Source organism: Streptomyces saintjeani (assembly GCF_055409605.1).
Window position 1 is genome coordinate 7,048,554 of record NZ_CP189624.1, and the last position, 25,483, is coordinate 7,074,036.

A 25,483-nucleotide genomic window follows, 5' to 3' on the forward strand; every position below is an offset into this window, starting at 1 on the left:
GGGGTGTGCGAAACCCCGGTTTTTCGCTAAGCTGAAGCTATCCCAGTTTCCGAGGAATATCAACAAGCAGATGGTTCCTCTGCTTGGATAAAAAACGAGGTCCGATGGCTGCTCGACACTTCGACAGGGGTCGCGTGCGCGCGGTGCGGCGAGCCGCCGACATTCCGCAGAGCGCCGTGGCCGCCTCCGTCGGCGTCGCGGACTCGACGGTGGCCGGCTGGGAGACCGGGCTCACGGCCCCCGACCCCGAGAAGCTGCCGGCTCTCGCCCGCGCACTCGGCCGTCCCCTCGACGAACTCTTCCCGCGCACGGGACTGCCCGACCTCACGGACCTCCGCTGCGACGCCGGCCTCTTCCAGTACGAGACGCCCGCGATCATCGGGATGAAGAGTGCCGGGCCGGTGGCGGGAGCCGAGCGGGGGGAGCGGCGGCTCAAGGAGAAGTACGTCCAGGCCCTGGCCGCGCGGTACGGAGTGACCGTGGAGGAGCTGCGGAAGGCGGAGGACCGCTCCATCGCCAAGGCGAACGGGCAGGTTCTTGAGGAGAGCATGGAGGAAGGGGCCGACGCCTCCCCTCTCTTGGGGAGCGTTCCCGCGGAGCTGCCGGAAACCCTGGCCGAGAAGATCACCTATCTCGTCGAACGTCTCCCAACTCCCCTGTCAGACGCGGAGGTTGCGGCCGAAGGCAACAGCCGGACCGGCACTCAGGTTCTGACGGAGGAGTCGGTACGTCAGTTGCGTACCGGCGAGGTGACCACCGCGTCGGAGGACGTGCTCGGCGCGCTCGCCGAGGCGCTGGACACGACGCCGCTGATCTGGTCCGACGATGCCAACGTGCAGCGGATCATCGCGGGGACGTGGCTGCTGAAGAGCGAGTTCGCGGCGATCGCCGCTCGCGGTGGGGAGAAGGAAGGGCTCTCGGCGGATCTGCTGTCGTTCATCCGCAAGGAGGTCGAGCAGGCCCGCGCGGAGGCGAAGGCACAGCCCGACCGTCCATAGGTGTTGTTTAGAGACGTACGGTCACGTCTACGAGGCGGCGTTCCGCGTGGGCCGTGATGACGGCCTGCCACACCGTGTCGAGGTGCGGGGGGATCAGGTCCGGTCCCAGGTCGCGCGGTGCGCAGAAGCGGTACTCGCTCAGTTCCGATTCCTGGAGGGTGATCGCGGCCTGCTGCTCGGCGTTGAGGATGCCGCCGTCGTACACGTAGAGGACCTGGGCGCCGACGCCGGGGATGGTGATCCAGGCGTGCACCAGGAGGCGGCCGATGGGCGGGGCGATGCCGAGTTCCTCCCGCACCTCGCGGACGGCGGCGTCGTACGGCGGTTCGTCCTGGTCGATGTCGACCGCGCCGCCGGGGAGGTTCCAGTACCTCTTGTAGGTCGGGTTGACGATCAGGACCTCGCCGTCGCGGTTGAAGAACACGGCGGCGGCGGAGGCGGTCAGAGTGCTCATGGTCATCACTTTGCGGGGTCGGGGAGCGGGACGAGGGTGAAGTCGGTGCGGCGGTACGCGCGGGCTACCTGCATCAGCCAGGAGACCTCGGTGTCGAAGCCGTCGCCAGCTGTCCGGAAGGTGGTCGGTGCTCCGGCCGGTTGCCGGGCGGCAGGGAGCGCAGCCTTGAGCCAGTACGCCTCGGCCGTCGCGTCGGCGTCGGCGCCGCGATGCCCCTGGGCCTCGGCGAAGCGGACGGCGCGTTCATACAGGTCGGCGGGGGCACGACGCCGCAGTTCGTGCGTGGCGTCGCGGATCTCGGTGACGTAGCGGCCCAGGCGGACCTGCGGGGTGGCGCCGTGGGACAGGACGTCGCGCAGGGTGCTCAGCGGGGCGGCGGCGCGGTGACCGCGGAGCAGGGCGGCGGGTTGGTACAGAGCGATGCCGTCGACCGCGAGGGCCAGGTCGCGCCAGAGGGGGTGGAGCCTGACGATCGCCTGGGTGCTGCGGACGCGGGTCAGGAGGGCTCGGAGTGCGGGGACGATCGAGCCGAGGAGCCACAGCAGGAAACCTGCGTACAGGACGGTGTCGGTGATGTGCTCCTGGTCGGCCAGGTCGCGGGCCGGGAGCGGGTGCAGGGTCGCAACGCTCAGGAAGACCGTACGCATGACGGCGTACACGACGATCAGCGTCATGCCCGCCGCCATCATCGTGAGGCCGGTGCGCAGGGACCAATGGCCGGCGCGGCGTGCGGCGCGGCCCCACTGGTAGGCGCAGACGAGCGCGGCTGCGACGACGTACGCGTAGAAGAGGCCCATGTAGAGCGCGAGGCCGGGGTCTCCCATGTGGCGGCCGATGAAGTACGGGCTGTCCTTGCCGGTCTTCGAGCGGTCGAGGACGAGGAAGAAGACAGCCGTCATACACACCATCGTGGCCACCGAGGCGTACGCGGTCGCGCGCTGGACCAGCGCGGAGATCCTGATGTGACGCGCGGAGGCGTCCTCCTCGGCGTACACGTCGCAGACGTACATCAGCAGGACGCAGATCCCCGCGATCGCTAGGACGTGCTTGAGCAGAGTCGGCAGGTCGTTGACGCCGAGCGGGTCGACGACGGTGCGGCCGAGGTCGGTGCGCAGCCACCAGGCGATCGCGAAGGCGATGAAGGCGCCGGAGAGGGAGCGGCTGCGGCGCCGGCCGCGCAGGGCGCCGGGGAGGCGGACGGCGGCCTGGAGGAGCAGCAGCGCGAGGATGAAGGTGGCGATCGAGTCAGAAACGGACACGGTGCTTCCGGGAAGTGTGGGGGGTGAGGTCTTCGGCGAGGTGGCGCAGGGTGGGGTCGTCGATGTGGTCGGTGGCGTACGCCTCGTGGTGCAGGAGGTCGGCCAGCATCTCGGCGCGGCGTTCGGCCGGGGAGTCGTAGCGGTGGCGGGCCATCACCCGGCCCCTCGTCAGGAGGCGGCGCAGCGTGGCGGGCGGGAAGTCTGGGAGCAGGCGGGCCAGTTCCTCGAAGTTCGCCTCGGTGGTGTCGTCGCACCAGATGTGGGCCAGCTCGTGGAGGATGATCCGCTGGCGGTGGAAGGGTGTGGTGCCTTCCAGGTGCAGGATCAGGTCCACCGGGACGTCGTCGAGCTGGAGCCACAGGCCGCAGACGTCCGTGTTGGCCAGCAGGTGGTCCGGGACCGGGACCAGCTTGATGCGGCGTCCCCGCTCGGCTTCGATACCCGCGATCAGGCCGTCCAGGGTGAACGGCTTCGGGATCGGCATACCGGCGAGCCGGGAGCGGCACTCCTCACGGAGTTCACGCCGGGCCGCTGACGCCGCGCGGTGCCTGCGCACGGACTCGGCCGCTCGTTTCCACCACCGGCCGTCGGAACGCAGGGTCTGGCGCTTGGGACTGTCCGGGCCGGGCGTGCTGAATTTCTCCATGGGTGACTCAGAACGAGGAGATAAAGCCGTTGGGAGAACTTCTGCGGTATGCGCTGACTTCGAGGATAATGGAGGACGGTATTCCTCTGAAGCCTGTGACGGCCGGAACGGAGCGCGACATGAGGATCCTTTGCGTGCGCGAGCCGAGCAGGACGGGGCCGTAGTGGGGGTTTGCCCGGCATCGGTGAGACTACGACCGGATCAGGAACAGCACAGGATTCACAGCATCCGCTTATCCTGGAGAGGGGAACTGGTAGTTCCCATAATCGGGTAATTTCCGATTCAACTCTTTTCTGGGCGGCCCTGGCGGTGCTTCAACTCACCCAAAAGTAGAGGGTGGTGCGCTGCATCTCGACGGCGGCCGACGATGTTGACCAGCGGGAATCTGTGACGCACACCCTAGCCCTGGATGTTATATGAACGTTATGGAAGGTGGAGGGAAGGGGCGGCTCCTCATCACGCGCATCCTGCGCCAGGCCCGCGCACGCCGCGACACTGCCGACGTACCGGGGTTCAGCGCCCTGTTCGGCGTGAAGTTAACCCGCGGCATCACCCAGGAGCAGACGGCGAAGTTGGCGGGCGTCAGCCGGCGCTGGTACGGCAACCTCGAAGCGGGACGCCCGGGGAACTACAGCGACCCCTTCCTGTACGCCGTGCGCCACGTCCTCGACCTGGACGCCGACGAATGGGACATCGTCTACAACACCGTCCGAGGCCGGGCGCCGAACGTCACGCACTTCGGACCGCCGGCTCCCAAGCTGTCCCCGGACCTCCTGTCCCTCGTCGAGCAGAGCCCGACGTGGGGGATCTACCTCAGCAACCACCGCTGGGACCTCCTCGCCTGCAACAGGAAGATCCAGGAGTACTTCCCCTGGATGGCGGATGGGGCCAACGTCGTGGAATGGGTCCTGACCTCCCCGGAGGCGCGCACCCAGCTCATCGACTGGCGGGAATCCTGGGCGCTGCCCTCGATGGCGGCACTTCGGGTTCATGCGGAGAAGTGGCCGTATGACGAACGGCTTCAGGAAATCATCGAGAAGGTGCGGCTCGATCCGACCGCCCGCAAAATGTGGAACGACGCCGACCTGCCGACCATGACGTACCCGGTATCCAGCTCGCCTCGGCGCCTTCACCTGCCGCTATATGGGGGCAAAGAGTTCACTGTGCGGATTCTTGTGTTGGAGCCTTTGGAGTTGCCGAACCACCGACTGGTGGCGCTGACGCCTGCGGAACTGGTGCCTTTGGAGTGAGGCGAGCTTCGACTGCTTTGTGGTCCGATGCGGAGGGTTTGCGCCTGATTCCCCTCAGATTCTGACCCCCTGCAACACCCCCGCGTGCGCGGGGACCACCCCGGGCCGAAGTCCTCAAGGCCGAAGCGGGCGGGAACACCCCCGCGTGCGCGGGGACCACCGCCGGGTGAACCGGACAACGGATCAGACGCCGGGAACACCCCCGCGTGCGCGGGGACCACCCGAACGCGAAGCGCCTTGAGAGGGCGGCTTCGGGAACACCCCCGCGTGCGCGGGGACCACCCCACGCTGGACAGCGACGTCAGCTCCCACCCGGGAACACCCCCGCGTGCGCGGGGACCACGAAACCGAAACGGGGACGCATCGTCGAGGTCATGGAACACCCCCGCGTGCGCGGGGACCACCACGACTTCGGCTCCGCGAAGCACGACGGGCGGGGAACACCCCCGCGTACGCGGGGACCACTGTCGGTCACGGCGTCGCGTTCGCGCGCGCTGGGGAACACCCCCGCGTGCGCGGGGACCACTGCGATGTCCGTGCCGGAGAAGCGCGCTGTGAGGGAACACCCCCGCGTGCGCGGGGACCACACGGCCGCCATCAGCGACGGAATCGCCGGACTGGGAACACCCCCGCGTGCGCGGGGACCACCCGAAGCTGCGCCTGGTCGCGGTCAGCGGCGAGGGAACACCCCCGCGTGCGCGGGGACCACGTTGCGGAGGTCTCGCCACGGGGGGTCTCAGAGGGAACACCCCCCGCGTGCGCGGGGACCACCCGGTCCGCCAGCTCCTGCTCCAGCAGCTCCAGGGAACACCCCCGCGTGCGCGGGGACCACCCGCCGGGCAGTACGCGATGTCCGAGACGAGCGGGAACACCCCCGCGTGCGCGGGGACCACACGGGGTGGGTGGGCCCGGGGCAGGCGGTCGGGGGAACACCCCCGCGTGCGCGGGGACCACACGGTCGGGGTGGGATGTGCACGGGTGTCGTCGGGAACACCCCCGCGTGCGCGGGGACCACGGTTTGCGCTGCGCGAGGTCCAGCAGTTCGCGGGGAACACCCCCGCGTGCGCGGGGACCACTACAGGACCGAGGCCCAGCACATCGATGCACTGGGAACACCCCCGCGTGCGCGGGGACCACCCGACCAGGTAGTACCCGGTGATCTCGTCGATCGGAACACCCCCGCGTGCGCGGGGACCACGGCCTCAAGGACGGCCGCGCGTTCCTGCTCGCCGGAACACCCCCGCGTGCGCGGGGACCACTTCGGTCGTTTGTTCGCAAGCCTCTGACCTGCGGGGAACACCCCCGCGTGCGCGGGGACCACCATGCCCCTTCAACCCCCGCCCGGCGCGCACGGGGAACACCCCCGCGTGCGCGGGGACCACCGAAGAATCTGGGCTGGCAGAGCGTCTGGGAGAGGGAACACCCCCGCGTGCGCGGGGACCACCTGCCTCTTCTCGTTCATGCAGTCAATCGTACGGGAACACCCCCGCGTGCGCGGGGACCACGGGAGGACGGCCGGTTTGGGAACGACGGCACCGGGAACACCCCCGCGTGCGCGGGGACCACCGCGAAGCACAGCGCGACTGCGGCGGGCATCAGGGAACACCCCCGCGTGCGCGGGGACCACGGATCGGCGGTGCCGCGAACAAGTACACCAAGGGGAACACCCCCGCGTGCGCGGGGACCACGACCTCCGGACACCTCCCCGGGGGGAAGAGCAGGGAACACCCCCGCGTGCGCGGGGACCACCGGACCGAGGTGAACACCCAGACGAAGGGCATGGGAACACCCCCGCGTGCGCGGGGACCACCCACAGGAGGAACCCATCATGACCGCCACCACGGGAACACCCCCGCGTGCGCGGGGACCACTGTACGTCGTCCGTCGCGTATGTCTCCGCCCCGGGAACACCCCCGCGTGCGCGGGGACCACGAACTGAAGTCGCCGCATGGCTGTCCCCTCCGGGGAACACCCCCGCGTGCGCGGGGACCACCCTCCAGCTCCGGCATCTTCGACTACCGGACGGGGAACACCCCCGCGTGCGCGGGGACCACTCAGGCCGACGATCTCTCCCCAGCGCATGCCCGGGAACACCCCCGCGTGCGCGGGGACCACTTCAAGCGGGGGCTTCAGCAGGGTTTCGTCGAGGGAACACCCCCGCGTGCGCGGGGACCACTCCAGGAAGGAGGACCCGGCGACGCCGACCGGGGGAACACCCCCGCGTGCGCGGGGACCACCTACGCGGATCCCCCGGTGATCAGCGCGACCGCGGGAACACCCCCGCGTGCGCGGGGACCACCCGATCGGGACCTTCCAGTCCATCGGCTGGTCGGGAACACCCCCGCGTGCGCGGGGACCACGCCTTGGTGAGGCCGAATCGCTTCATGACCCGGGGAACACCCCCGCGTGCGCGGGGACCACGATGTCGGGGTCGTCACAGACCCAGTTCTGGAGGGAACACCCCCGCGTGCGCGGGGACCACCCGGGGCCACGGCCGCGTAGGACGCCACGCCCCGGGAACACCCCCGCGTGCGCGGGGACCACAGTTCGCGACCTGGGGTTTTATCTGGAGCGGAGGCGGATTTTGCTTACTTCTTGAGAAACGGACATATCGCCTCTCGGGGTGGTGGGTTGAGGGGGGATTGCCTTTACCGGTTCCCGAAGTTTCGTCTCTTGGCCGCCTTGCTCCAGCCCTGGCGTGGTGGGCCAGGAGGGGTGGGGTTGGTGGTGGGTGGTTGTTGGGTGGGGCGGTGGAGGAGGGTGAGGCCCTCGTGGTCGGTGGGGTGCCAGGCGTGTTCGTGGGTGGCGAAGGTGAAGCCTTGTTCGTTGTTGGTTTGGTAGGCGAGCAGGGCGCGGCCTTTTCCGCGGTATTGGCGGACTTCTTCCCAGAGGATGTCGCGGACGCGGGCGGAGGGGGCGCCGAGGAAGACGCCGGGGGAGATTTCGAGGAGCCAGCGGGTGAGGAAGCCGCGCAGGCCGGCGGGGCAGTTGGCGAGGACGATGACGGTCACCAGATGGGGTCTTCCCAGGTGGGGTCCTGCGTGGTGAAGGTTTCCGGGGCGGGGTTGTGTGCTGAAGCGCGGTCGTGGTTCTGGCCGCCGGGGATCAGGAGGCCGCCGTCCGACTGGAGGGTCACGCGGTCGGTCGTGTCGTCCGGTGGCGGGGCGGTGTGGTGGGGGAGGAGGGATTTGATGTCGCGGACGCAGCGGTCCAGGAGGCCAGTGGTGTTGATGCGGTCCCGCAGGGCGCGCCGGGTGCGGGTGGCGACGTCCTGTTCGCCGTGGGCCGCCGCGTCGAAGGCTGCCGGGATGCCGATGTCGGTCTTGTAGAGGTCGGCGATGTCCAGGACGAAGGAGCGTTCGTGTCCGGAGTGGACGAAGCCGAGGCCGGGTGAGCAGCCGAGTGCCGCGACCACGGCGTGGGCGATGCCGTACATGCACTGGGCGGCGGCGGTCACCGCCTGGTTGGGGGCGTCGCCGGCGCTGAAGTCGCCGTGGTGGTACTCGCGTCGGACCCAGGGAACCCCGGTACGCGCGGCCTCGCGGTGGTAGCAGTCCCTGACCCGTCGGCCTTCCATGCTGAGGAGCTGCTGGCGGGTTTTCGTCGAGGGGTCTTCGTCGGGGAAGCGCAGGCGGTACATGGCGCGGGCGACGTCGAGGCGGGTGCGTCGGTTGGCCCAGGCGGTGGCCTGTGCTTCGACGAGGTGGCTGGAGCGGGTGAGGGCGCGGCCGGCGGCGTAGAAGCGGACGCCTTGTTCGCCGACCCAGGCGACGCCCGCGCCGCACTCGCCGAGGACGGACATCGCCTGGTGGGTGACGCGGGTGCCGGGGCCCAGGAGGAGGGTGCCGATGGTCGCGGACGGGATGTGGGTGACCCCGTCCGCGTCCGTGGCGGTGATCGCGTTGTCGTCACGGTGGACGGTGCAGCGTTCCAGGTAGAGGAAGGAGACCCTGTCGCCGACCCTGGTGAGTTCGCGGGGAGTCGAGGCGCCGCGCCGGCCGACGGTGCTCATGACGGCTGGAGGGGAGCGAGGGTCATCAGGCCGCAGCCGTACGCCTTCGCCTTGCCCAGCCCGTTTGTGAGGGTGCGGCGGAAGGCATCGGCGTCGGTGACGCGCAGACGGCCGTCGAAGGTGACCCGGGTGAAGCGGACCTGTGGGCGGCCGTTCGCCGTACCGGCCTTGGCGAACTGCAACGGCATCCGGTCGTGGACGATCACCTCGTGCTGGTGGCCGTGTTCGGTAAGACGGCGCTCGGCGGGGGTCTCTATGACCTCGAAGCCGGCGTTCTCCTGGCGTTTGAGCAGCCAGCCGATCTGCTGGCGGGGGGTGACGTGCGCGGCGCGCTTCGTCGGAGCCTCCCGGGAGTCCACATCGCGGCGGATGTTGTGCACGGGGTTGGCGGTGAGACGGAATCCCCAGGTGCTGCCCTTGGTGAGGCGGTCGAGGAATTCGTCGTAGGCGAAGGTGGTCCAGCCGGGTTCCGGCAGTCCGGGCCAGCCCGCCTCCTCGACGAGGTGGGTCAGGTCGGGGCGGCCGGGGCTGACGATGAACAGGTCGGCGCGGCCCGCTGCGGCCGGGTCCACCCGCCACAGGACGCGCGGCCCGGTCCCGTCGCGGGGCGGCGGGTCGGGGAAGGCCATGTTGACGGCGCCGTGCATGAAGTTCGGCGAGCCGAGGAGGCGGCGCGCGCCGGAGCGTGCGGTGTTGATGCGGAAGCGGGTCAGGTACATCAGGGGGTCCTCGGGGCGGGCAGGGGGCGCAGGTTGGTGGTCGGGTCGTGGGACACGGGTACGTCGACATGGCTGGTGACGACGCCGCGCAGCGCGTACTGCCGGTGGCGGGGGTCGAAGCTGACCGGTGTGTCCCGCAGGGACAGATGAGGGACGTCGGCGGGCGGGCAGTCGATCAGCAGGTCCAGTGCGGTGACGCTCCGGGCACGCCGCCGGTACCAGGCGGACGCTTGCCAGGGAGCCGCGCCGAGGGCCGTACGCAGGTCCGTGTCCGGGAGCGGCTCCCCCAGGTCGAGAGGGTGAGAAGGGGGACAGGAGCGTCGGCCGAGGTAGGGGAGGAAGCGTGGTGCGCGTACGGCGTCGTAAAGGTGTCGCAGCAGTGATGGATCCCCCTCGACCCCCGCCACGAACACGGCGTCGGAGAGGTAGAACCGCTCGGACAGCGGCATGGACTTGCCCGTGTCGGCGTGGTGCGCGGTGTGGAAGTCCCGTAGCCGGGAGCCGGGTTGGTCGATCCGTACGCCGAACCGCAGCGCGGCCAGGTCGGTGAGGTCCGCACCGCGCGGGCGGCCCTCGGCGGAGGCGAGCAGGCCGAGCACGCCGCTCTTGGTGGGCGCGTTCTCGGTGCCCCGGCGGGCGAAGCGGGCCGACGAACCCCAGGACTGCAAGGGACCGGCGAGCCGCAGCAGCAGCACCGCCGTACCGGCCGGGCGACTCGTCATGCCCCGGACCCCAGCCGCTGCGCCACCGCCGCACGCACTTCCTCCAGCAGGGTTTTCAAGGAGACGGGCCTGCCCAGCGGGGCGAGTGCCTCGGTCTCGTTGCCGACGCGGAAGACCCAACTGTGGTCGTGTGCCGTCTCGATGCCGTACTGCTTCTCGAAGTTCGGTACGTACTCGGCGAGTTGCTGGCAGCTCTGCCGGAGGTACCCGCCCTTCGCGCCCTGCGGCACGGGTTCCTCGAAGGCGCTGACGAAGCTGACCGGCCGCCGGTCGCGCAGCTTCACGATCACGGCGGAGGGGAGGGTGTGGTTGCCGAAGGTGTTGATCTTCCCGGTCGGCAGGGAGGTGATGAACGCCTCCAGGAACGCGGTGACCGCCTTCTCCGCCGGGGTGCTCGGAGGTTCGTCCGCCTGGAGGCCGAGACCGAGGTTGTGGTGCAGGTCGTCGACGTCCACGGCCGCGTAGCGGTAGAGGGTCGCGGAGTTGAAGTCGACGGTGCCGATCATTCCGGCGCCGGGTTCGTGATCCTTGCTGAGGTCGTCCACCGCCGTGTAGTAGTCCGACTCGATGTCCGACTTGTGCACGCTGATGGCGTGGGCCACCTGCGTTGCGGCCTCCACGTTGAGGTCGGAGGAGTCGGCGACCATCCGCCCGAAGAGCGCGATGTCCACCGAGTGCCGGGCGTCCACGGCGTTCTTCGCCTCGGCCTTGTTCTTCTTCAGCCAGTCCGTGAGCAGCTTGACGTCCCCCTCCGGGCCGCCGTGCTCGATCGCGAGGTCGGCGAGGGCGTCCAACTGGCGCCTGCTCAGGAACATCAGGTACGAGGAGACGGGCGTCGTGTTCGCGTCCTCGCCATCCTTCGCCTTCCGCTTCGCAGGCTCGATCTTGGAACCGGTCGCCGTCTTCAGCATCTCGACGGCCAAGGGGACGGCTACGGACTCAAGCAACTTGCTCTTGGCGGTGATACGGTCCGCCAGCTCCTCGGCGAGCTTCTTGGAACGCACACCGAGTTCTCCGGGCGGCAGTAGTTCCTCAAATGCCTTCCGGGTCGCGCGCTTCCACGCCTGGCTGGACACCCGCGCCCGCCGGACCCCGCCGTAGTACGCCGACTTCGGCGTTCCCGTGTCGTCGCGGTTGAGGTTGCTGGGCGGGACCACCTGGAGGATGTGGACGTCGAGGATCGTGCGGGTCACCGGAATTCCGTTTCTTCTCGGTCGGCTGGGGGTCATTCGCCCGCGTCGTCGGTCACGAAGTCGACGTCAGGGGAGGGCGGTTGCTGGGCTTCCTCGTCGTCATCGGCGGCGGCCGTCCGGTACACGCGGTGGAACTCGCGGCCCCAGGCGCGGCGGACGTCGGCCTGCCGCTCGCCGTCCTGCCAGCGGTCGAGTTCGTCGGCCAGCCGTCCGTAGTCCAGCGGGATGCGGGATTCGCGCAGCAGCAGCACGATCTCCCGCAGGCGGCGGCCCAGGACGTCGATGTCGGAGGAGGTCCCCAGGCGTACGAAGCGTTTACGCAGGGCGGAGTTGGCGTTCTCCACGGCATCCTGAACGTCGTCCGTCGCGGGGGCCTCCGTGCCCTTCTCCTGGGCGAGCCGCCGTACCGCACGGCCCAGGGACCAGCCGCGGACGTGCATCGCCTCGTCGCGCACCGACTGCTGGTGAAGCGCCCACAGGGTCACGGCCAGGTGCACCGCCCGGTCCTCGCGCTCCTCCTGCATCTCGCGCTCGTGGCGCTTTCGCGAGACGAACCAGTGCGCGGTGTCGTCGCTCTCCTCCCGCTTTTCCGCGCGGAGTTCGGTGAGGACTTCCAGGTCGTCGAGTCCCCAGCTGGTCGGGGAGGCGTGGGGTTCGCGGCCTGCTTCCCGCCGCAGCCTTGCCACGGCTGCCACGGCTGCCGCGTTGTTCTCGCGGTAGCCGTATTGCAACCACTCCACGGTCTTCCGGGCGGCCTTTTCGGTGAGGGAAAGGAGCTCGTCCTTGGCTTTGGCCGTCCTGGTTGTCGTGCTCATGAATCGCTCTCCGTGCGTTCGGAGGAAAGGGGGCCCAGGACCTTGTGGAGGCGCAGGCGGAAGAACTGATCGGCGCGGCTGGCATCCAACAGCCGGATACCGAGGCCGGGTACGTCGGTGAGGCGGCCCTCGTCGGCGGCGGGGCCGGCGGAGTCGAGGAGTTGCCGGCCGAGGCGCAGCAGGTGGCGGTGGACGGTGGTCTTCCACTCCCGGCGTGCCGTCTCCAGGTCGGGGAAGGCGAGCAGATTCTTCAGCCAGGCCCGGTACGGCCCGTCCAGGGTGCCGAAACCCAGGTCGCGGGCGCTTGCTTGGGGAGTCGCCGGGTCGGTGCCCGCGGCACGGGCCAGGTTTGCCGCGAGATGCCCCAGGGCGACCACGGCCAGCTCCGCGTCGCTCACGGCGTCGACCGCAGCCGCGCCGTAGAACCGGTTCGTCTCGTGCAGGGTGACCACGGGCAGCACCACGGAGTCGTCCGTGATCTCGTCCACCACCGACTGCTGCGTCCCGTACACCGCGCCCACCAGTCGCAGCCGCACCAGCGTGCCCGCCGGGATCTCGCTCGCGGTGATCACCTTCGTGAACCAGCGGGCCACTCCAGCGCGCAGGACGCGGTCGGGTTCACCGCGCCGGCCGTCGTCGGCAGCCTGACGGCGCGCCGGAAGCAGTGCCTCCAGACCACGCCAGGCCGCCCGGCTCGGGTCGTGCCGCAACGGCGTGTAGACCGGCGTACGGCCCTGCTTCTTCTCCTGGATCACGCTGCGCCGCCAGCTCGACATCGGCTCGCACGTCCACGGCGCCGCGAGCGTGAGGGGGTCGCCGTAGCCGAGGACCACTCCGGTTACGGCGCCGGCCTCTGCGTGCAGACGGATGCGGCGGGACTGCCACGTGTAGAGGTCCCGCAGGCCGGTGGGAGCGGCATGCTCGCGTTCGCCGGGGCCCAAGGGCTCCGGCCGCTGCCAGACCGGCAGATCCTTCACCGTCCGGTCGTTGAAACCGGATTCCGGCTCCTCCAGGGCGATCAGGTTGAGCAGCAGCGTCTCCCGGAAGGTGGCGCCCTCGGCGAAGACCCCGCCGAGGTGGCCCAGCGAACCGACTCCGAGCGGGTAGACCTTGCCCGCCTTGGCCCTGTCGTCGCCGGCCATCGCGGACTTGATACCGGACGTGTCGAAGGCGTGCGCGTGCACCAGCCAGCGGGCCGCCTCCGCGTACGACAATGTCTCGATACCCGGACGGCGCATGGTGAAAAACGCCTCGCCCACCGGGACGTCCGCGACGATCCGGCTGAGCGGCGCGACCTCGTGCTTCGCCGTGTGCAGACCGGCGACCTGGTAGAAGGGGCGCTTGCCGTCGAACAGGTCGAAGAGGTCCTGGTGTTGGGCGAGATAGTCCGTGACGGCCGCGAACGGGTCCGCCGACAGCCACAGGTCTTCCCAGTCCTCGATCTCCGCCGGACCGTCCAGCGCGTCGTACAGGACGGCGAGCAGGAGCCTCAGCAGGGCGATCTCCTGCGTCGGGACATCACCCACCAAGCGGCGTACGGAATCGGCCTGTTGGAAGAGTTCGAGGAGCGAGAGCTGCGCGGTCGTGCCGTCCGTGCGCTGAACCGGCAGCCATGGCTCGACGGCCAGGTTGAAGGAGAGCGGCCCCGGCGGCGCGGGTGGTTCCTCGCTCACCGTGACCCTCTCGGGTTCCTGGCTAAGCCGTCGGTCGTCCGGCACTTGCTCGTCGTCCCCACCCTCTTCCTCCGTTTCTGTTTGTCCGTCCGCGGCAATCGCGTCAGCGGACGTCACCCGCAGGCCGTCCGTGCGGCTGTAGGTGAGAACGAAGCCTGCCAGAGAGGTCTGACAATCCGGGTCCAGAACGAGAATCAACTCCCCTGCCAGCCAAGGGCATTCCTTGACCTGCCAGGCGGGGACCAGGAAACGCTCAAGCTCTGCAATGGTTCGGTCGATTATGTACGGCTTGCTGAAACGGCCCGGCAGCGTGAGCGCACTGGCCGCAACTGCCTTGCAGGCACGCGGACTCGGCATGAAGTCTTCCGGCAGCTCCAGACCGCCCCGTTTCCCGTCCCTGTCATCGGACAGCCACGGTACGGTCGTCAGCCTTCCGTCGGCCTGCCGCTGCACGACCAGGACCTCCAACGTCTCGTCGCTGTCCCGGACTTGGGCACGGCCCTTAGGGCTGTCGTCCGCGTCGCCAGCCGAGGCCGCCAGCCACCCGTACACGGGGCGGCCAGGTCGTCGCGCCGAGTCCAGCAGAAAGGCGCCGGCCTTCTCCCTCTTCTCGACCAGCAACTCCTGGTGAGAGAGGTAGGCATCCTCTAGTCGCTGCTGCTCCTCAGGCGAGGGATCACCATAGGCGGCCTGCACCAACGGGCTGATGTCGGTGGGTAGTTCGAGTGACTGGCCGTCGAGGAACGGGCCGAGCACGGCAAGCGAACGCAACAGGATGAACTCGGTGCGGTAGACGGCGATCGTCCCCGCCACCGGCTGCGGGGGAGCGGCTTCCCAGTCCACGCCGGTGATCAGGCAGTGCGCCTGAGCCAGACGGGTCGGCCGGTTGCGGATATGCCGGTGCAGGCGGCCCATTCGCTGCAACACCAGGTCCACCGGCGCCAGATCGGTGACCAGCAGATCGAAGTCCACGTCGAGGGACTGTTCCGCGACCTGGCTGGCAACCACGACATGCCGGTACGGCCGTTGACCGCCGTCCGGGCCGAAACGTCGCAGCAGGTCGGCGTCGTTGGCCGCTCGGTCTGCCGCGAGGAAACGGGAATGGGCTACGGTGACCGCCTCGTCCCCCAGCCGCGCCCGCAACACGGCGGCGGTCTCCAGGACCCGGTCCACCGTGTTCCGTACAACCAACACGCAGCCGCCGTCGGAGAGTTCACGTTCCAGACGGTCCGCCAACGAGGCCAGGTCGTCGTCCGTGCGTTCCACGACGACGGTAGTTTTCCTCCCGGAGGCCGCCGGGGGACGCGCGGTCAGTACCGGGTGGCCCGGGGAAGCTGCGGTGACCAACGGGTAAGCATCGGGAGCCGTTTCCACGCCGCTGCTGTCCGGGGAACCGGTGTACGCGGCCACCAGCGCACGCCTGCGATCCGACGGCAGCGTCGCCGAGAGCACGACGACCGGTACCCGGTAAGCCGCCAGCCACTCCAGAACCCGGTCCAGATAGCGGCCCATGTAGGCGTCGTACGCGTGTGCTTCGTCGATCACCACCACCTTGCCCGCCACCGCCAGATGCCGCAGCACCAGATGACGGCTCTTCAGCCCGGCAAACAGCACCTGGTCGATGGTTCCCACCGCGAATGAGGCCAGCAGCTGCTTCTTACGGCCCCGCAGCCACTGATGAGCGTGAAACCCGGCAGGCTTCGCGTGCCGGGACCGGGAGTCGAGTTCCTCCCTCTCCTGGTCGTTCGGGTCGACCGCGACGATCATCCGCCGTCCTTGGCGCAGAAGGCCCGCCCACACATCGTTGAGAGCAGCCTTCGCATGGGCTAGCACGACGGAATGCCCGGCCCTGCCGATGTCTGGGAGGTTCTCCAGCCACTCCAGCAGACGGGGGAACATCGCGTCCCCCGTCGCACGCGTCGGCAACGCCACCAGCACTCCGCCCGCACCCGACCGCGCCGCCAGGATCTCCACCGTCGCGAGCGCCGCCTCCGTCTTCCCCTCACCCATCGGCGCCTCGATCACCAGCATCCCCGGCGCGGGCATCTCCCTGGCCATCCGGACGGCCTCTGTCTGAACCGGCCGAACGGCCATGTCCTTCAACCGGTCAAACCGCAGCCCGAACAACTCATCGGCTGGCTGACTGGGTTCCTCCGGCGCCCACGGCGGAAGAAGATCCAACCCCGCCCAGGCGGCAGCAAGCCGACGCCGCTCACTCACCGGCCCCACCGGCGTCCACGTCTCAGGGTCGTAGGGAAACAGCTCAGGTGAACTCGCGATCCAGTCCGCGAGGATCACCACAGCCGTCAGCACCACCTGCGCGGGCTGCGACAGCCGTACCTCTCCCCACTCCGGCAACCGGTTCGTCACGTCCGCCGCGACCGCACACGCGTCCATCAACTCGAACTGGGCTCGCCGCCACACCTCCTCACTCGGTCCGGGGTGCCGGATCAGATGAGGACGGAGCTGGAGGTCGTGGATCTGCTCATGATCGGGAAACGTGCCGTGGTGGCCTCCGATCACCACCGCGAACTGCCCCGACACCCGTCCGCGCAGGCCGAAGCGTTCGGCCATCCACTCCTGGAGCAGCAACTGCCCAGCCAGACCATGAGGCGCTATCCCGCGATCCAGCCCGAAATCCTTGGCGAGCGGCATTTCAAGTCCGGAGTCACGCATCGAGCCGGCCAAAGAATCGACTTGGCAGGCGAAAGCGGGGGTGGATTTCCCCACGTCATGAACACTGGCCAGGAATCGGACGAGCCTACGAGCGTCGTCCTCTCCGTCCGGGAACTCCTCTGTCACCAATTCCTTGATCGAACGGGGCAGCCATTCCGACCATAGACGACTACTTACCGCGCCAGAATCGGACATGTGGCGCCAAAGAGGTAGCCAGCTGACCGACTTGATGTCGGACTTTGCCCAAACCGACCGGGCGGCAGCGGACAAACCCTCCCAAGGGAACAGGACATCCGAAGAGTCTGCATTCGTAGCTGCTTCAGGCATGGCTCCCATTTCCTGTACGCCGGGGTGGAGGTCCCCCTCGGATGAGAAGGGGACCTCCGAGACGGGAAAGGGGCGACCGGTTCGACCGCGGCTGAACGGCCGCCCCAAGGGTGACTGGATTCAGGCGAGGTGCCGCTTCAACGTCTTCGAGCGGAGCGACAGGACCACGATGATCACGACAGTCACCCAGACCCACGGGGCGTGCGGGGACGGGGTTGTGGGGCAGGCGGCGATCACGGCTGCACCTAGACCGGCTGTGACGGATAACGGGGCCGGGCTGGATGGTTCGGCTGCTGCTTCGTTCGAGCTCATCAGTAAACTTCCCTTGTCTCGATTGCGATCAATCGGGCGGGCCGGACCTGTGCTGATCCTTTGGCGGGCATGCACAGGCCGGCCCATCTTTGCGTTGAGCCCCGGCTTGCCGGGGCGCGTGAGGGGTACGCTACCCGCGCCAGAGTGATGACGGGAACGTTTCCCAGAAAGCACTGTTGCAAGAGAAGTTCCCCAGTTGAGTTTGGTCTGGTGAAGCGTGACGGGACTGGGATCTCTCCAACCCCGCGTATGCGGGGACCACGTTGACAGAGAAGTTCCCCAGGGGGCACCCCCGCGTGCGCGGGGACCAGAAGGTCGCGGTGCAGAGCCGTGAGGCGGTGCCTGGAACACCCCCGCATGTGCGGGGACCACAGTACGCCGACTCTGGAGCCGGCTGCTGAAGAGAAACATCCCCGCGTGCGCGGGGACAGCTACGGCGATGAGTACACCGCCATGGTCAACACGGGACCACCCCCTCGCCGGCACGGGGACCACAGGGTCTTCGCGTTGAGTGCGAAGTAACCGCCGGGAACACCTCCGCGTGCGCGGGGACCACTCGGCAGCCGCCCGGCTTGGCGTGACCAGCGGGGGAACACCCCCGCGTGGGTGGGGACCACGAATCGCGGGGAACCGACTTCGGCTCGACCCCGGGAACACCTCCGCGTGCGTGGGGACCACCCGTCGGCCGTTCGCGGAGCGCCACCGTCGAGAGGAACACCCCCGCGTGCGTGGGGACCACCAGTGCGTGAGCTGGGGCTTTATCGGGGCGGTAGGTCGTTTTTCGCTACTTCTAAAGAAATGGGCATTATGGTCAATTGGTTTAAATCTGCTAAAATGAGGTCATGGAGTGCTCGTGTCAGTTGTGTGGCATCGTGCATCGCGTTTCAGTGCGGTTGTTGATCAAGGGTGTATTGGTGCATTGATCTTCTGGCGTCAGGCTATCGATCGTATCGATTGCCGCTGACTGCCAGGGGCCATCTCGCGCGCGGCGGGATGAGTGGCTGTTGCTGGTGTCGGGGCTCACTGGCGGGACTTTCTGAACTGTCTACCCGGCCTGCGTGGACGGGGTTTCTGCCCGCCCGCTGGAGTCAGGGCTGCTCTTGTTCTGAACTGCGGAAACGCGGTTTCAGGGGACATTTTTCGTGAACGGTCTCGTGGAGGTCGGAACCTGCGGCGCCGAGTGCACTATCGGCTTCTCTGGCGTGCTTCACCCTTTTCCGTAGTCCTCGACATAGGTGGCGATCAGTGAGAGAAGCGCGTCGGCGCGGTGCCGGTCCTCTTGCTGGGTGCGTAGGGTCTTGTCGGCGGCCAGGAGGCGGGCCAGGGCGGCTGGTTCGCCGTCCACCAGGTCGTCGACCACTGGCGTGACGATCAGGTCGAGGCATTCGGTGAGCAGCCGGCGCGTGGTGTCGGACGGTGGGGTGGGATCGGGGTCGGTGAAGCCGGTGGTCAGGTAGCGCGCGGGGTCGGTGAGGCTCCAGCCGACGGCGGTGCCGTGCTGGACGAGGAGCGCTACATCGGGGGCGATGCCGATACGGGCCTCCAACGGCTCGTCGAGGACGTCCAGGTCGCGCAGGCAGGTCAGCACAGCATCACCAGGAGCGCGGCACAGCACCGTGCACATCTCATGCCGGAAGTCTCTGACCTCGTCCGCGCGCAGTCCGCCCGGGCGTACTTCGGGAGTGACGGGAAGGCGGGCCGAGTCCTCCGCCGAGGCGGACTCCTCCGGAATCCGGAGTTCGATCCCGGCCAGCCGTCGGTCGTTCGGGGTGAAGCGGAAGACGTCGGGGAGGTCCCACAGCAGGTCCTGGCTGCCGAACGTGTCCGCGAGGAACTTCTCCCGTTCCACCCGGTCCCCATAGGGGGAGACGATCAGGGAAGTACCGAGGAGACGGGGAACGAGGTCGAGTGGTTCGCCCGTCACCGTCGCGGACCAGCCGCCGTCGAACTTCAGTTTCGTCGTCATCACTGCCTCATCTGATCTGTACCGCCGGAGGCTGGAAGCGGCCGTTCTTGGCGGGAACCCTGCCGTTCACGATGTCCTCGTGCGTCACCGGTGCACCGGTGTCCGTGATGTTCCCGCCGAGCGCTTCGACTCCGGATTCACCCTTGATTCCTGACGGCCCGTACGCCGTGATGGCCTGGCCTTGGACGTTGCCAGGACCTTCGGTCACCACGATGTCGTCACCCTGTCTGAAGGTGAGTGTTCCGGACGTGCCTGTCGAGCGGTACACGGCGTCAGGGTTTTTGAGGATCTCGACGACCCGTTCATCGCTGAAGGCGTGCCGGGTGTCCCCGTGGTAGTCATGGCGCTTCCTGAACCCGCCCTCCTGCGCTTTTTCGACGACGTCGTCCACGATCTTGTTGATCCGCTTCTGAGCCCGTTCCTCCTTCGTGTACTTGGGCATGAGCCCGAGTGGGTCGCATGCGCTGTGTGGGTTGTCGACGTAGGAGAGGGGGTTGGGGGCGGGGGCGAGGCCGAGGGGGTCGGGGGAGGTGTAGCGGGCGGTTTCGGGGTCGTAGTGGCGGAAGTGGTTGTAGTGGAGGCCGGTTTCGGGGTCGTAGTACTGGCCGGGGAAGCGGAGGGGGGTGTAGGTGCTGCTGTTGCGGGACCAGGCTGTGGTGCCCCAGAGGGTGGTGCGGGTGTGCCAGGCGATGGTGCCGGTCTCGTCGATGAGTTCGGTGGGGGTGCCGATGAGGTCGGTGGTGATGGCGAAGAAGCGGCGGTCGATCTCGTCCTGGCGGTCGTCGGCCGTGAGGATGCGTTCGGTCTGGGCCAGGGGGACGACGTCGTGGTGGTCCCAGGTGAGGGCGATCGTGTTCGGGGTGTCGGGCTGGTGGCTGGTCTGTTCGCAGAGGGTGAGGCCGTCCCAGGTGAAGCGGGTCTCCTCCGCCACGTGTTCGCCGTCGGCCGTCAGGCGTTGTTTCGCGGTGCGGCGGCCGAGGGGGTCGTAGTGGTATCTCCAGTGGGTTCCGTCGGGGGTGGTGACGGAGGTGAGGCGGTTTTCCGTGTCCCACTGGTAGCGCCAGGTGTCGGGCTTGCGGGAGAGGCGGGTCTTCTGGCGCAGGGTGATCCGGCCGAGGGCGTCGTGTTCGAGACGGACGTCTCCGGCGCGGGTGAGGGTGGTGCCGGTGTAGGTGCGGGGGCCGGTGGCTTCGCCGCCGGGGTGGTGCGGGGGCCAGGAGGCGGAGGTCTGGTTGCCGGCGTCGTCGTAGGCGTACCGCTCCGTCCAGTTCCGGGCGTGGACGGCGGTGACGCGGCCCACCGGATCGAGGTCGAAGGTGCGGGTGCCCGACAACTGGTCGGTGATCGAGGTCAGATGGCCGTCGGCGCGGTAGGTGTAGGCGCGGTGGTTGACGGTTCGGGCTCCGGCGGTGACGTGGTGTCCGGTGAGCCGTCCGGCTTCGTCCCGGGCGGAGGCCATGGTGATCGTGTCGTCGAAGACGCGGGTGAGTTCGCGGCCGGCGGTGTCGTGGGTGAAGTCGATCCGGTGGTTGCCGGTGGTGAGGCGCTGGGGGCGTCCGTCGGTGCCGTAGGTGTAGGAGGTGACGTGGCCGGTGGGGGTGGTGCGGCGGGTTCGGCGGCCCAGGGCGTCGTAGGCGTAGGAGACGGGACGGCCGTCCACCAGTTCGGTCTTGACGTTCCCTCGGCGGTCGTACTGGTAGCGGAGTTCGCTGTCCGGTCCTGCGGCCTCCAGCAGGCGTCCTGCTCTGTCGTGGACGTAGGCCGTCGTCCGGCCGTCGGCGTTCTTGCGGACGACCTGGCCGAGTGCGTCGCGTTCGAAGGAGACGGTCCCGCCGAGCGCGTCGGTGCGGGCGGTGAGCTGGCCTGCGGCGTCCGTGCGGTAGGTGAGGGTGCGGCCGTCGAAGTCGGTCTCGGAGACGACGTTGCCGGCGGCGTCGTACGTGTAGGTCCAGGCCAGTCCCTGGGGGTCGGTGACGCGGGTGAGGCGGAGTTCGGCGTCGTGCTCGAACTCGTAGCGGGCGCCGTCGGGTCGGGTACGGGCGGACGGCAGGTCGAAGTGGGTGTACTCGAAGCGGGAGACGCCGCCGGACGGGTCGGTGTGGGTGAGGCAGTTGCCCTCGCCGTCGTAGGTCCATGACTCGGTGGCGCCGTCGGGGCCGGTGCGCCGGGCGAGGTGGCCGTCCGGGTGCCACTCGAAGCGGGTGACACCGCCGGTCGGGTCGGTGATGCGGACCGGTCGGCCGAGGGCGTCGCGTTCCGTTCGGGTGACGGCGCCGCCGGGACCGGTCACCTCCACGGGGAGTCCTGCCGCGTCGCACACCACGTGGGTGGTGGCCCCGAGGGCGTCGGTGAGCGAGGTGAGCCGGCCGGCGTGGTCGTAGGTGTAGTGGGTGGTGGAACCGGCCTGGTCGGTGACCGCTGTGCGGTTGCCGTGTTCGTCGTAGGCGTGGACGACGCGGGTGCCGTCCGGGGCGATGACCTCCACCGGCAGGCCGAACGGGCCGCGCACGGTGCGCAGTTCGCTTCCGTCGGGGCGGGTGGCCGAGACGGCCCTGCCGTCCTCGTCGTAGGAGAAGGCGGTGGTGTGGCCCAGAGGGTCGGTGCGGGTGCGGAGGTTGCCGCGCGGGTCGTGGGTGAAGCGGGTGGTGTGGCCGAGGGGGTCGGTGGTGGACAGGAGGCGGCAGCCGGGGCCGAAGACGTGGCGGGTCGTGTGACCTGCGGCGGTGGTGAGGGTGGTGGTGCGGTGGCCCGTCTCGGGGTGGGGGTCGGTGTACGTCAGGGTGATCTGTACGTGACCTGCCTCGCCGCCCTCGGTGACGACGCGGTCGTGGTCGTCGTAGAGGTAGTCGTAGCGGCTTCCGTTGGAGTCGGTCCAGGCGATGACGCGGCGGCGGTCGTCGTAGAGGAAGGCGGTGGTGGCGCCGGAGGGTTTGGTGACGGTGGTGAGGTTGCCGTCCTGGTAGCCGTAGCTCATCAGGGGCAGGTCCTCGCCTGCCCTGGCCAGGGACAGGGCGGTGACCAGGCCGTCGGTGGTGGTCAGGTTCAGCCGGTGGCCCGCCGAGTGGACGAGGGCCAGGGGCAGGCCGTTCTCGGTGCGCTCGACGGTGATCGTGTGGCCGCCCCGTTCGGTGACGGCGGACAGCCAGGCGGTGCCGTCGCCTCCGGGTTCGCTGCCGGGTGGGGCGGTGAAGTGGAAGGTCAGGCCGCTGTCGGGGGCGGTGAGCGTGTAGTCCCCGTCGGGGTCGCGGGCCAGCAGGGTGCGGGACCTGCCCGTGTCCGGGGTGGTGGGGGCGCCGGGGGCCGGGTGCGGGTAGGCGATCAGGAGGCCGTCGGCGGTGATGTGGACGACTCCGACGGCGTCGATCTCCAGGCGCTCGTCGACGGTGGAGGTCCAGGCGGGGCCGAGGAAGCGGCCGGCCGTGCAGCCGGACTCGGTGCGGCGGGTGAAGGCCAGCGGGAGGATGCCGGGGAGTTCGACGTCGGTCTGCGGCAGGTACATGCGGCCCGTGGCCAGGTCCACCGGGTCGGTGCCCTCCGCGTGGCGCTCGGCGTCGGGCCGGGTGTGGGTGCCCTCGGGGGTGTCGTCGAGGAGCCGGCGTGCCTTCGCGAGGTCGGACGCCTCCTCGGCGATGCGTACGCCCTTCACCGCCGCGCCGCCTCCGCCGGTGGCCAGCGTCAGCGCGACGTCGGGCAGCAGGCGGCCGAACCCCTCCGTGGGGTCCTTCATGAAGTCGCCGATCATCTGCCTGCCCGTGCCCACGGGGTCGTTGGCGGCGACCAGCAGCCCTGCGGCCAGGCTGTTGAGGGACGTGGCGTACTCGGCCGGGTGGGTCAGGTTGTACGGGTCCATGGGGTTGACCGAGCGGGCGAAGTTCAGGATGCCGGCCGTGCCCTTGATCAGGCCGCCGGCCACGTGGTCGCCCATGATCTGCCACTCGTCGAGACCGTCGGTCACCTGCTCCGCGTACGACGGCTTCTGAGGGGCCGTGTCGCGGGCGGCGCGGATCGCCGTGCGGGTGGTCTCCGCCGCCGCGTTGCGCTGCCTGCGGGCCTCGGCGAGGAGGTCCTGGGCGTCCTGCATCAGCTTCTTGCCGGGGTCGTCGAACGCCGCCGACGGCTTGGCGGGGAGCGAGGCGGGGTCGCGTCTGTCGGCGGGCTGGGCGTTGTAGCGGTCGACGGCACGGTTGTAGTCGTCGACCTTCCTGCGGTGGCCGTCGGCTGCGTCGGCGGAGGCTTTCGTGCCCTCCTTCCACTTGTCGATCGCCGTCTGCGCCTGACCCTGCGCCCAGGTGACGGTGGCCGCGAACGCGTCCAGCGCGCCGAGGGCCTTCGCACAGGCGTCGGCGGCGGTGTACCACTTGGGCGGCTGGGTGCTCACCGCGGTGCGCAGCGCGTCGGCGGCCTCGCCCTTGAGGCGGGAGGAGTCGAGGCCTTTCAGGCCGTCGCCGGTGGTGTCGAAGGCCGTCTGGAAGGCCCGGAGTTTCGCGGCGGTGGCGTCGAGTTTGCCGGGGCTGCCGTAGATCAGCCTGGTCTTGTCCTCGGTCTGCCCGAGGTCCAGCTCGTCGACCTCGGCGCCCATCCGGTTGGCGACCGAACGGGACTGCTCGCGCACCCAGTCCGCGCCCGACTCCCAGCCGGCGTCGTCCAGCCGGTCGGCGGTCCAGTTGCCCGCGTCCTCGACCCGGTTGCCGACCCACTCGACGCCGCCCTCGACCGCGTCCTCGACCGAGTCGGGCGTGAGGTCGCTGATGAAGTCACCGATACCCACGCTCAGTTACCCCCGGACTCACCCTGTGGCGCCTGCTGTTTCTGCTGGGCGCGTTCCTGCGGGGACGGTCCGAAGGTGTCGTCCAGAGCCTGGTTCCACTCGCCGTCGGAAATACCGAGCGCGTCCTTGAGGACCTCCGACCGCTGGCCGCCCTGGCCCTCGGTGAGCAGCGTGCGGCCCGTGTCCTTCCAGGTCTGCCCCATCTCCTGGCCGGCCTTGTCGAACGACTCGGCGCTCCAGTCCGGGTTCAGGTAGTCCGGCGTGAACACGTCGCCCCAGTTCTGCCGGGCGATCTCCTCCTCGCTGGCGTGCGGATTACCGCCCATCAGGGCGCTGGCGCCGACCTTCAGCGAGCCCGCCACGTACTGGTCGTTCTCCCACTGGGTACCCGCCGCAAGTCCCAGACGGTTCGCGAGCGCGCTGGCGTCGCCCACCAGGGCCCGTACACCCCACTCCCAGCGCTCGCAGAAGTCCTCGAAGTCCACCGAGAGGCCGTGGTGTCCGGCCTCCATCCCCGTCATCGACAGCTCCGAGAAGCCCTTGCCCAGCACCGAACCGGTGGGGCCGCCCAGATCACCGAGCGCGTCGATCGTCGCGCCCACACCCTGCGTGAACCTCGCGACGGCTTCCCTGCCGAGCTGGACGTCCATCCCGTCACCACTCACGGCCGCGCCCCCTCCTGCGCCCCGCCGCCGTCGACGGCGACGCCGTCGGGGACGATGCCGGCGACCGGCGGGAAGAACATCGACCCGTCCTCGGTGGCGATGTCCACAGCCAGACCGGCGGGTTCGTCCAGGGACGGCACGATCTCGTCGACGATGCGCGCGCCCAGCAACGCCGCGTACTCCATGGGCTGATCGCCGGAGCCGTGGTGCAGGGCGAAGCGGGCCAGCGCGGGCTCGTCCGTGAAACCGCAGATCCACCGCACACCGCCCGACCACGCCGACCAGAAGCCGCCGGCGGACGTCGGCACCAGGAGAACCGAGCGCCGCATCTCACCGACCAGGGCACGAGGGTCACCGACACCCCTTCTCCGCTCGGCAATCCGCTCGGCGAGCGCTGACCTTGCCTGCTCCACGGCCCTTTCCCCCTCAGCGACGACTGACGACACCGTAGATCAGGACGCTTGGCTCGACAGGGGCGGTTCTCGTGAAGGTTTTCGGGACCGGCGAGCCTCAAGGCACGGAAACCGCCTGCTGACCCCCGGTCCTTGCGGGCGGGACGCATCGGACCGGGTGTCCAGAAAGGGGTGGATGAGTACGTCGGCTGTCGACGGTCCTGTGCGCGGGGACCCTACCCACCTCGCGTTCGTCAACGGCCGCGCCTGGGAACATCCCCGCGTGGGCGGGGACCACGGTGTCCATGCCCTCCCACACGGTGTCCCTCAGGGAACACCCCCGCCTGCGCGGGGACCACCCCCACCCGGCACGGAAGACGTCGAGGTGAATGGGAACACCCCCGCGTGCGCGGGGACCACCGTAGGAGGGTGAGGGCATCTCACTCGCTCCAGGGAACACCCCCGCGTGCGCGGGGACCACTTCGCTTCGACGTCGTGGCACGCGTCGTCCAGGGGAACACCCCCGCGTGCGCGGGGACCACCGCCGTTCCCGCTCCTGCGGAGTCCGCGCTCCGGGAACACCCCCGCGTGCGCGGGGACCACACCTCTACGAGGTGCTCCAACATCGTGGTGACG

Annotated in this window: 16 protein-coding genes and 2 CRISPR repeat arrays (1 of these 18 running past the window's edge); of the genes, 2 read left to right on the forward strand and 14 right to left on the reverse strand. The window is 69.3% G+C overall.

Features of this window, described 5'->3' with window-relative positions; translation table 11 throughout:
• Positions 1-104 precede the first annotated feature (104 nt).
• A complete protein-coding gene (locus ACQCO7_RS32115; RefSeq protein WP_464075073.1) occupies positions 105-998 on the forward strand; it encodes a helix-turn-helix domain-containing protein in 894 nt (297 codons plus the stop codon).
• A 7-nt stretch (positions 999-1,005) separates the two neighbouring features.
• On the opposite strand, the gene ACQCO7_RS32120 is transcribed toward ACQCO7_RS32115, so the two are convergent.
• The 3 genes from ACQCO7_RS32120 to ACQCO7_RS32130 are packed head-to-tail and all read right to left on the reverse strand — an operon-like array spanning position 1,006 to position 3,357.
• On the reverse strand, positions 1,006-1,452 hold the full coding sequence (locus ACQCO7_RS32120; protein WP_464075074.1) for an NUDIX domain-containing protein: 447 nt from the start codon (positions 1,450-1,452) through the stop codon (positions 1,006-1,008).
• Between the two features lie 5 nt (positions 1,453-1,457).
• A complete protein-coding gene (locus tag ACQCO7_RS32125) occupies positions 1,458-2,711 on the reverse strand; it encodes an MAB_1171c family putative transporter (protein WP_464075075.1) in 1,254 nt (417 codons plus the stop codon).
• Positions 2,698-3,357, reverse strand: coding sequence for a hypothetical protein (locus ACQCO7_RS32130; protein WP_464075076.1), 660 nt, complete (start codon positions 3,355-3,357; stop codon positions 2,698-2,700). The genes ACQCO7_RS32125 and ACQCO7_RS32130 overlap by 14 nt, the downstream gene beginning before the upstream one ends.
• A 425-nt stretch (positions 3,358-3,782) precedes the next feature.
• Here ACQCO7_RS32130 and ACQCO7_RS32135 point away from each other — a divergent pair, with 425 nt between their 5' ends.
• Positions 3,783-4,607, forward strand: a complete 825-nt coding sequence (locus ACQCO7_RS32135) for an MmyB family transcriptional regulator (RefSeq protein WP_464075077.1) — start codon at positions 3,783-3,785, stop codon at positions 4,605-4,607.
• Positions 4,608-4,677: 70 nt separating this feature from the next.
• A CRISPR array of direct repeats spans positions 4,678-7,151; the repeat unit is 29 nt; unit sequence GGGAACACCCCCGCGTGCGCGGGGACCAC.
• Between the two features lie 104 nt (positions 7,152-7,255).
• Here ACQCO7_RS32135 and cas2e read toward each other — a convergent pair.
• From cas2e to ACQCO7_RS32190, 11 genes are all read right to left on the reverse strand, one after another.
• Positions 7,256-7,618 carry a type I-E CRISPR-associated endoribonuclease Cas2e gene (gene cas2e, locus ACQCO7_RS32140; protein WP_464075078.1) on the reverse strand — a complete coding sequence of 121 codons (363 nt, stop codon included), beginning with the start codon at positions 7,616-7,618 and terminating at the stop codon, positions 7,256-7,258.
• Complete coding sequence (gene cas1e / locus ACQCO7_RS32145; protein WP_464075079.1) at positions 7,615-8,619, reverse strand: type I-E CRISPR-associated endonuclease Cas1e; 1,005 nt, start codon at positions 8,617-8,619, stop codon at positions 7,615-7,617. Before cas1e ends, cas2e begins: the two co-directional genes overlap by 4 nt.
• Positions 8,616-9,338, reverse strand: coding sequence for a type I-E CRISPR-associated protein Cas6/Cse3/CasE (gene cas6e, locus ACQCO7_RS32150; protein WP_464075080.1), 723 nt, complete (start codon positions 9,336-9,338; stop codon positions 8,616-8,618). The genes cas1e and cas6e overlap by 4 nt, the downstream gene beginning before the upstream one ends.
• Entirely contained in the window at positions 9,338-10,060 is a 723-nt protein-coding gene (gene cas5e, locus ACQCO7_RS32155; RefSeq protein ID WP_464075081.1) for a type I-E CRISPR-associated protein Cas5/CasD, read from the reverse strand. The genes cas6e and cas5e overlap by 1 nt, the downstream gene beginning before the upstream one ends.
• Positions 10,057-11,253, reverse strand: coding sequence for a type I-E CRISPR-associated protein Cas7/Cse4/CasC (cas7e, locus tag ACQCO7_RS32160; protein ID WP_464075082.1), 1,197 nt, complete (start codon positions 11,251-11,253; stop codon positions 10,057-10,059). The genes cas5e and cas7e overlap by 4 nt, the downstream gene beginning before the upstream one ends.
• 32 nt (positions 11,254-11,285) lie before the next feature.
• Complete coding sequence (casB, locus tag ACQCO7_RS32165; RefSeq protein WP_464075083.1) at positions 11,286-12,068, reverse strand: type I-E CRISPR-associated protein Cse2/CasB; 783 nt, start codon at positions 12,066-12,068, stop codon at positions 11,286-11,288.
• Entirely contained in the window at positions 12,065-16,744 is a 4,680-nt protein-coding gene (gene casA, locus ACQCO7_RS32170; protein WP_464075084.1) for a type I-E CRISPR-associated protein Cse1/CasA, read from the reverse strand. Before casA ends, casB begins: the two co-directional genes overlap by 4 nt.
• 1,519 nt (positions 16,745-18,263) lie before the next feature.
• Positions 18,264-19,022 (reverse strand): hypothetical protein, encoded by a 759-nt coding sequence (locus tag ACQCO7_RS32175; protein WP_464075085.1) that lies wholly within the window; start codon positions 19,020-19,022, stop codon positions 18,264-18,266.
• 7 nt (positions 19,023-19,029) lie between these two features.
• Positions 19,030-23,790, reverse strand: a complete 4,761-nt coding sequence (locus ACQCO7_RS32180; RefSeq protein ID WP_464075086.1) for a putative T7SS-secreted protein — start codon at positions 23,788-23,790, stop codon at positions 19,030-19,032.
• Positions 23,791-23,792: 2 nt separating this feature from the next.
• The gene (locus ACQCO7_RS32185) at positions 23,793-24,455 is read right to left on the reverse strand and encodes a hypothetical protein (protein WP_464075087.1); all 663 of its coding nucleotides are present in this window, start codon (positions 24,453-24,455) and stop codon (positions 23,793-23,795) included.
• The gene (locus ACQCO7_RS32190) at positions 24,452-24,784 is read right to left on the reverse strand and encodes an SseB family protein (RefSeq protein WP_464075088.1); all 333 of its coding nucleotides are present in this window, start codon (positions 24,782-24,784) and stop codon (positions 24,452-24,454) included. Before ACQCO7_RS32190 ends, ACQCO7_RS32185 begins: the two co-directional genes overlap by 4 nt.
• A gap of 332 nt (positions 24,785-25,116) precedes the next feature.
• Positions 25,117-25,483: a CRISPR direct-repeat array (repeat unit 29 nt; unit sequence GGGAACACCCCCGCGTGCGCGGGGACCAC) (it continues 1,493 nt past the right edge of the window).

Coding starts and splice junctions, on each gene's coding strand:
- casB (WP_464075083.1), bottom strand. CDS start 12,068: ATGAGCACGACAACCAGGACGGCCAAAGCCAAGGACGAGCTCCTTTCC.
- cas1e (WP_464075079.1), bottom strand. CDS start 8,619: ATGAGCACCGTCGGCCGGCGCGGCGCCTCGACTCCCCGCGAACTCACC.
- ACQCO7_RS32120 (WP_464075074.1), bottom strand. CDS start 1,452: ATGAGCACTCTGACCGCCTCCGCCGCCGCCGTGTTCTTCAACCGCGAC.
- ACQCO7_RS32175 (WP_464075085.1), bottom strand. CDS start 19,022: ATGACGACGAAACTGAAGTTCGACGGCGGCTGGTCCGCGACGGTGACG.
- ACQCO7_RS32190 (WP_464075088.1), bottom strand. CDS start 24,784: ATGCGGCGCTCGGTTCTCCTGGTGCCGACGTCCGCCGGCGGCTTCTGG.
- cas5e (WP_464075081.1), bottom strand. CDS start 10,060: ATGACGAGTCGCCCGGCCGGTACGGCGGTGCTGCTGCTGCGGCTCGCC.
- ACQCO7_RS32135 (WP_464075077.1), top strand. CDS start 3,783: ATGGAAGGTGGAGGGAAGGGGCGGCTCCTCATCACGCGCATCCTGCGC.
- ACQCO7_RS32130 (WP_464075076.1), bottom strand. CDS start 3,357: ATGGAGAAATTCAGCACGCCCGGCCCGGACAGTCCCAAGCGCCAGACC.
- casA (WP_464075084.1), bottom strand. CDS start 16,744: ATGCCTGAAGCAGCTACGAATGCAGACTCTTCGGATGTCCTGTTCCCT.
- ACQCO7_RS32115 (WP_464075073.1), top strand. CDS start 105: ATGGCTGCTCGACACTTCGACAGGGGTCGCGTGCGCGCGGTGCGGCGA.
- cas6e (WP_464075080.1), bottom strand. CDS start 9,338: ATGTACCTGACCCGCTTCCGCATCAACACCGCACGCTCCGGCGCGCGC.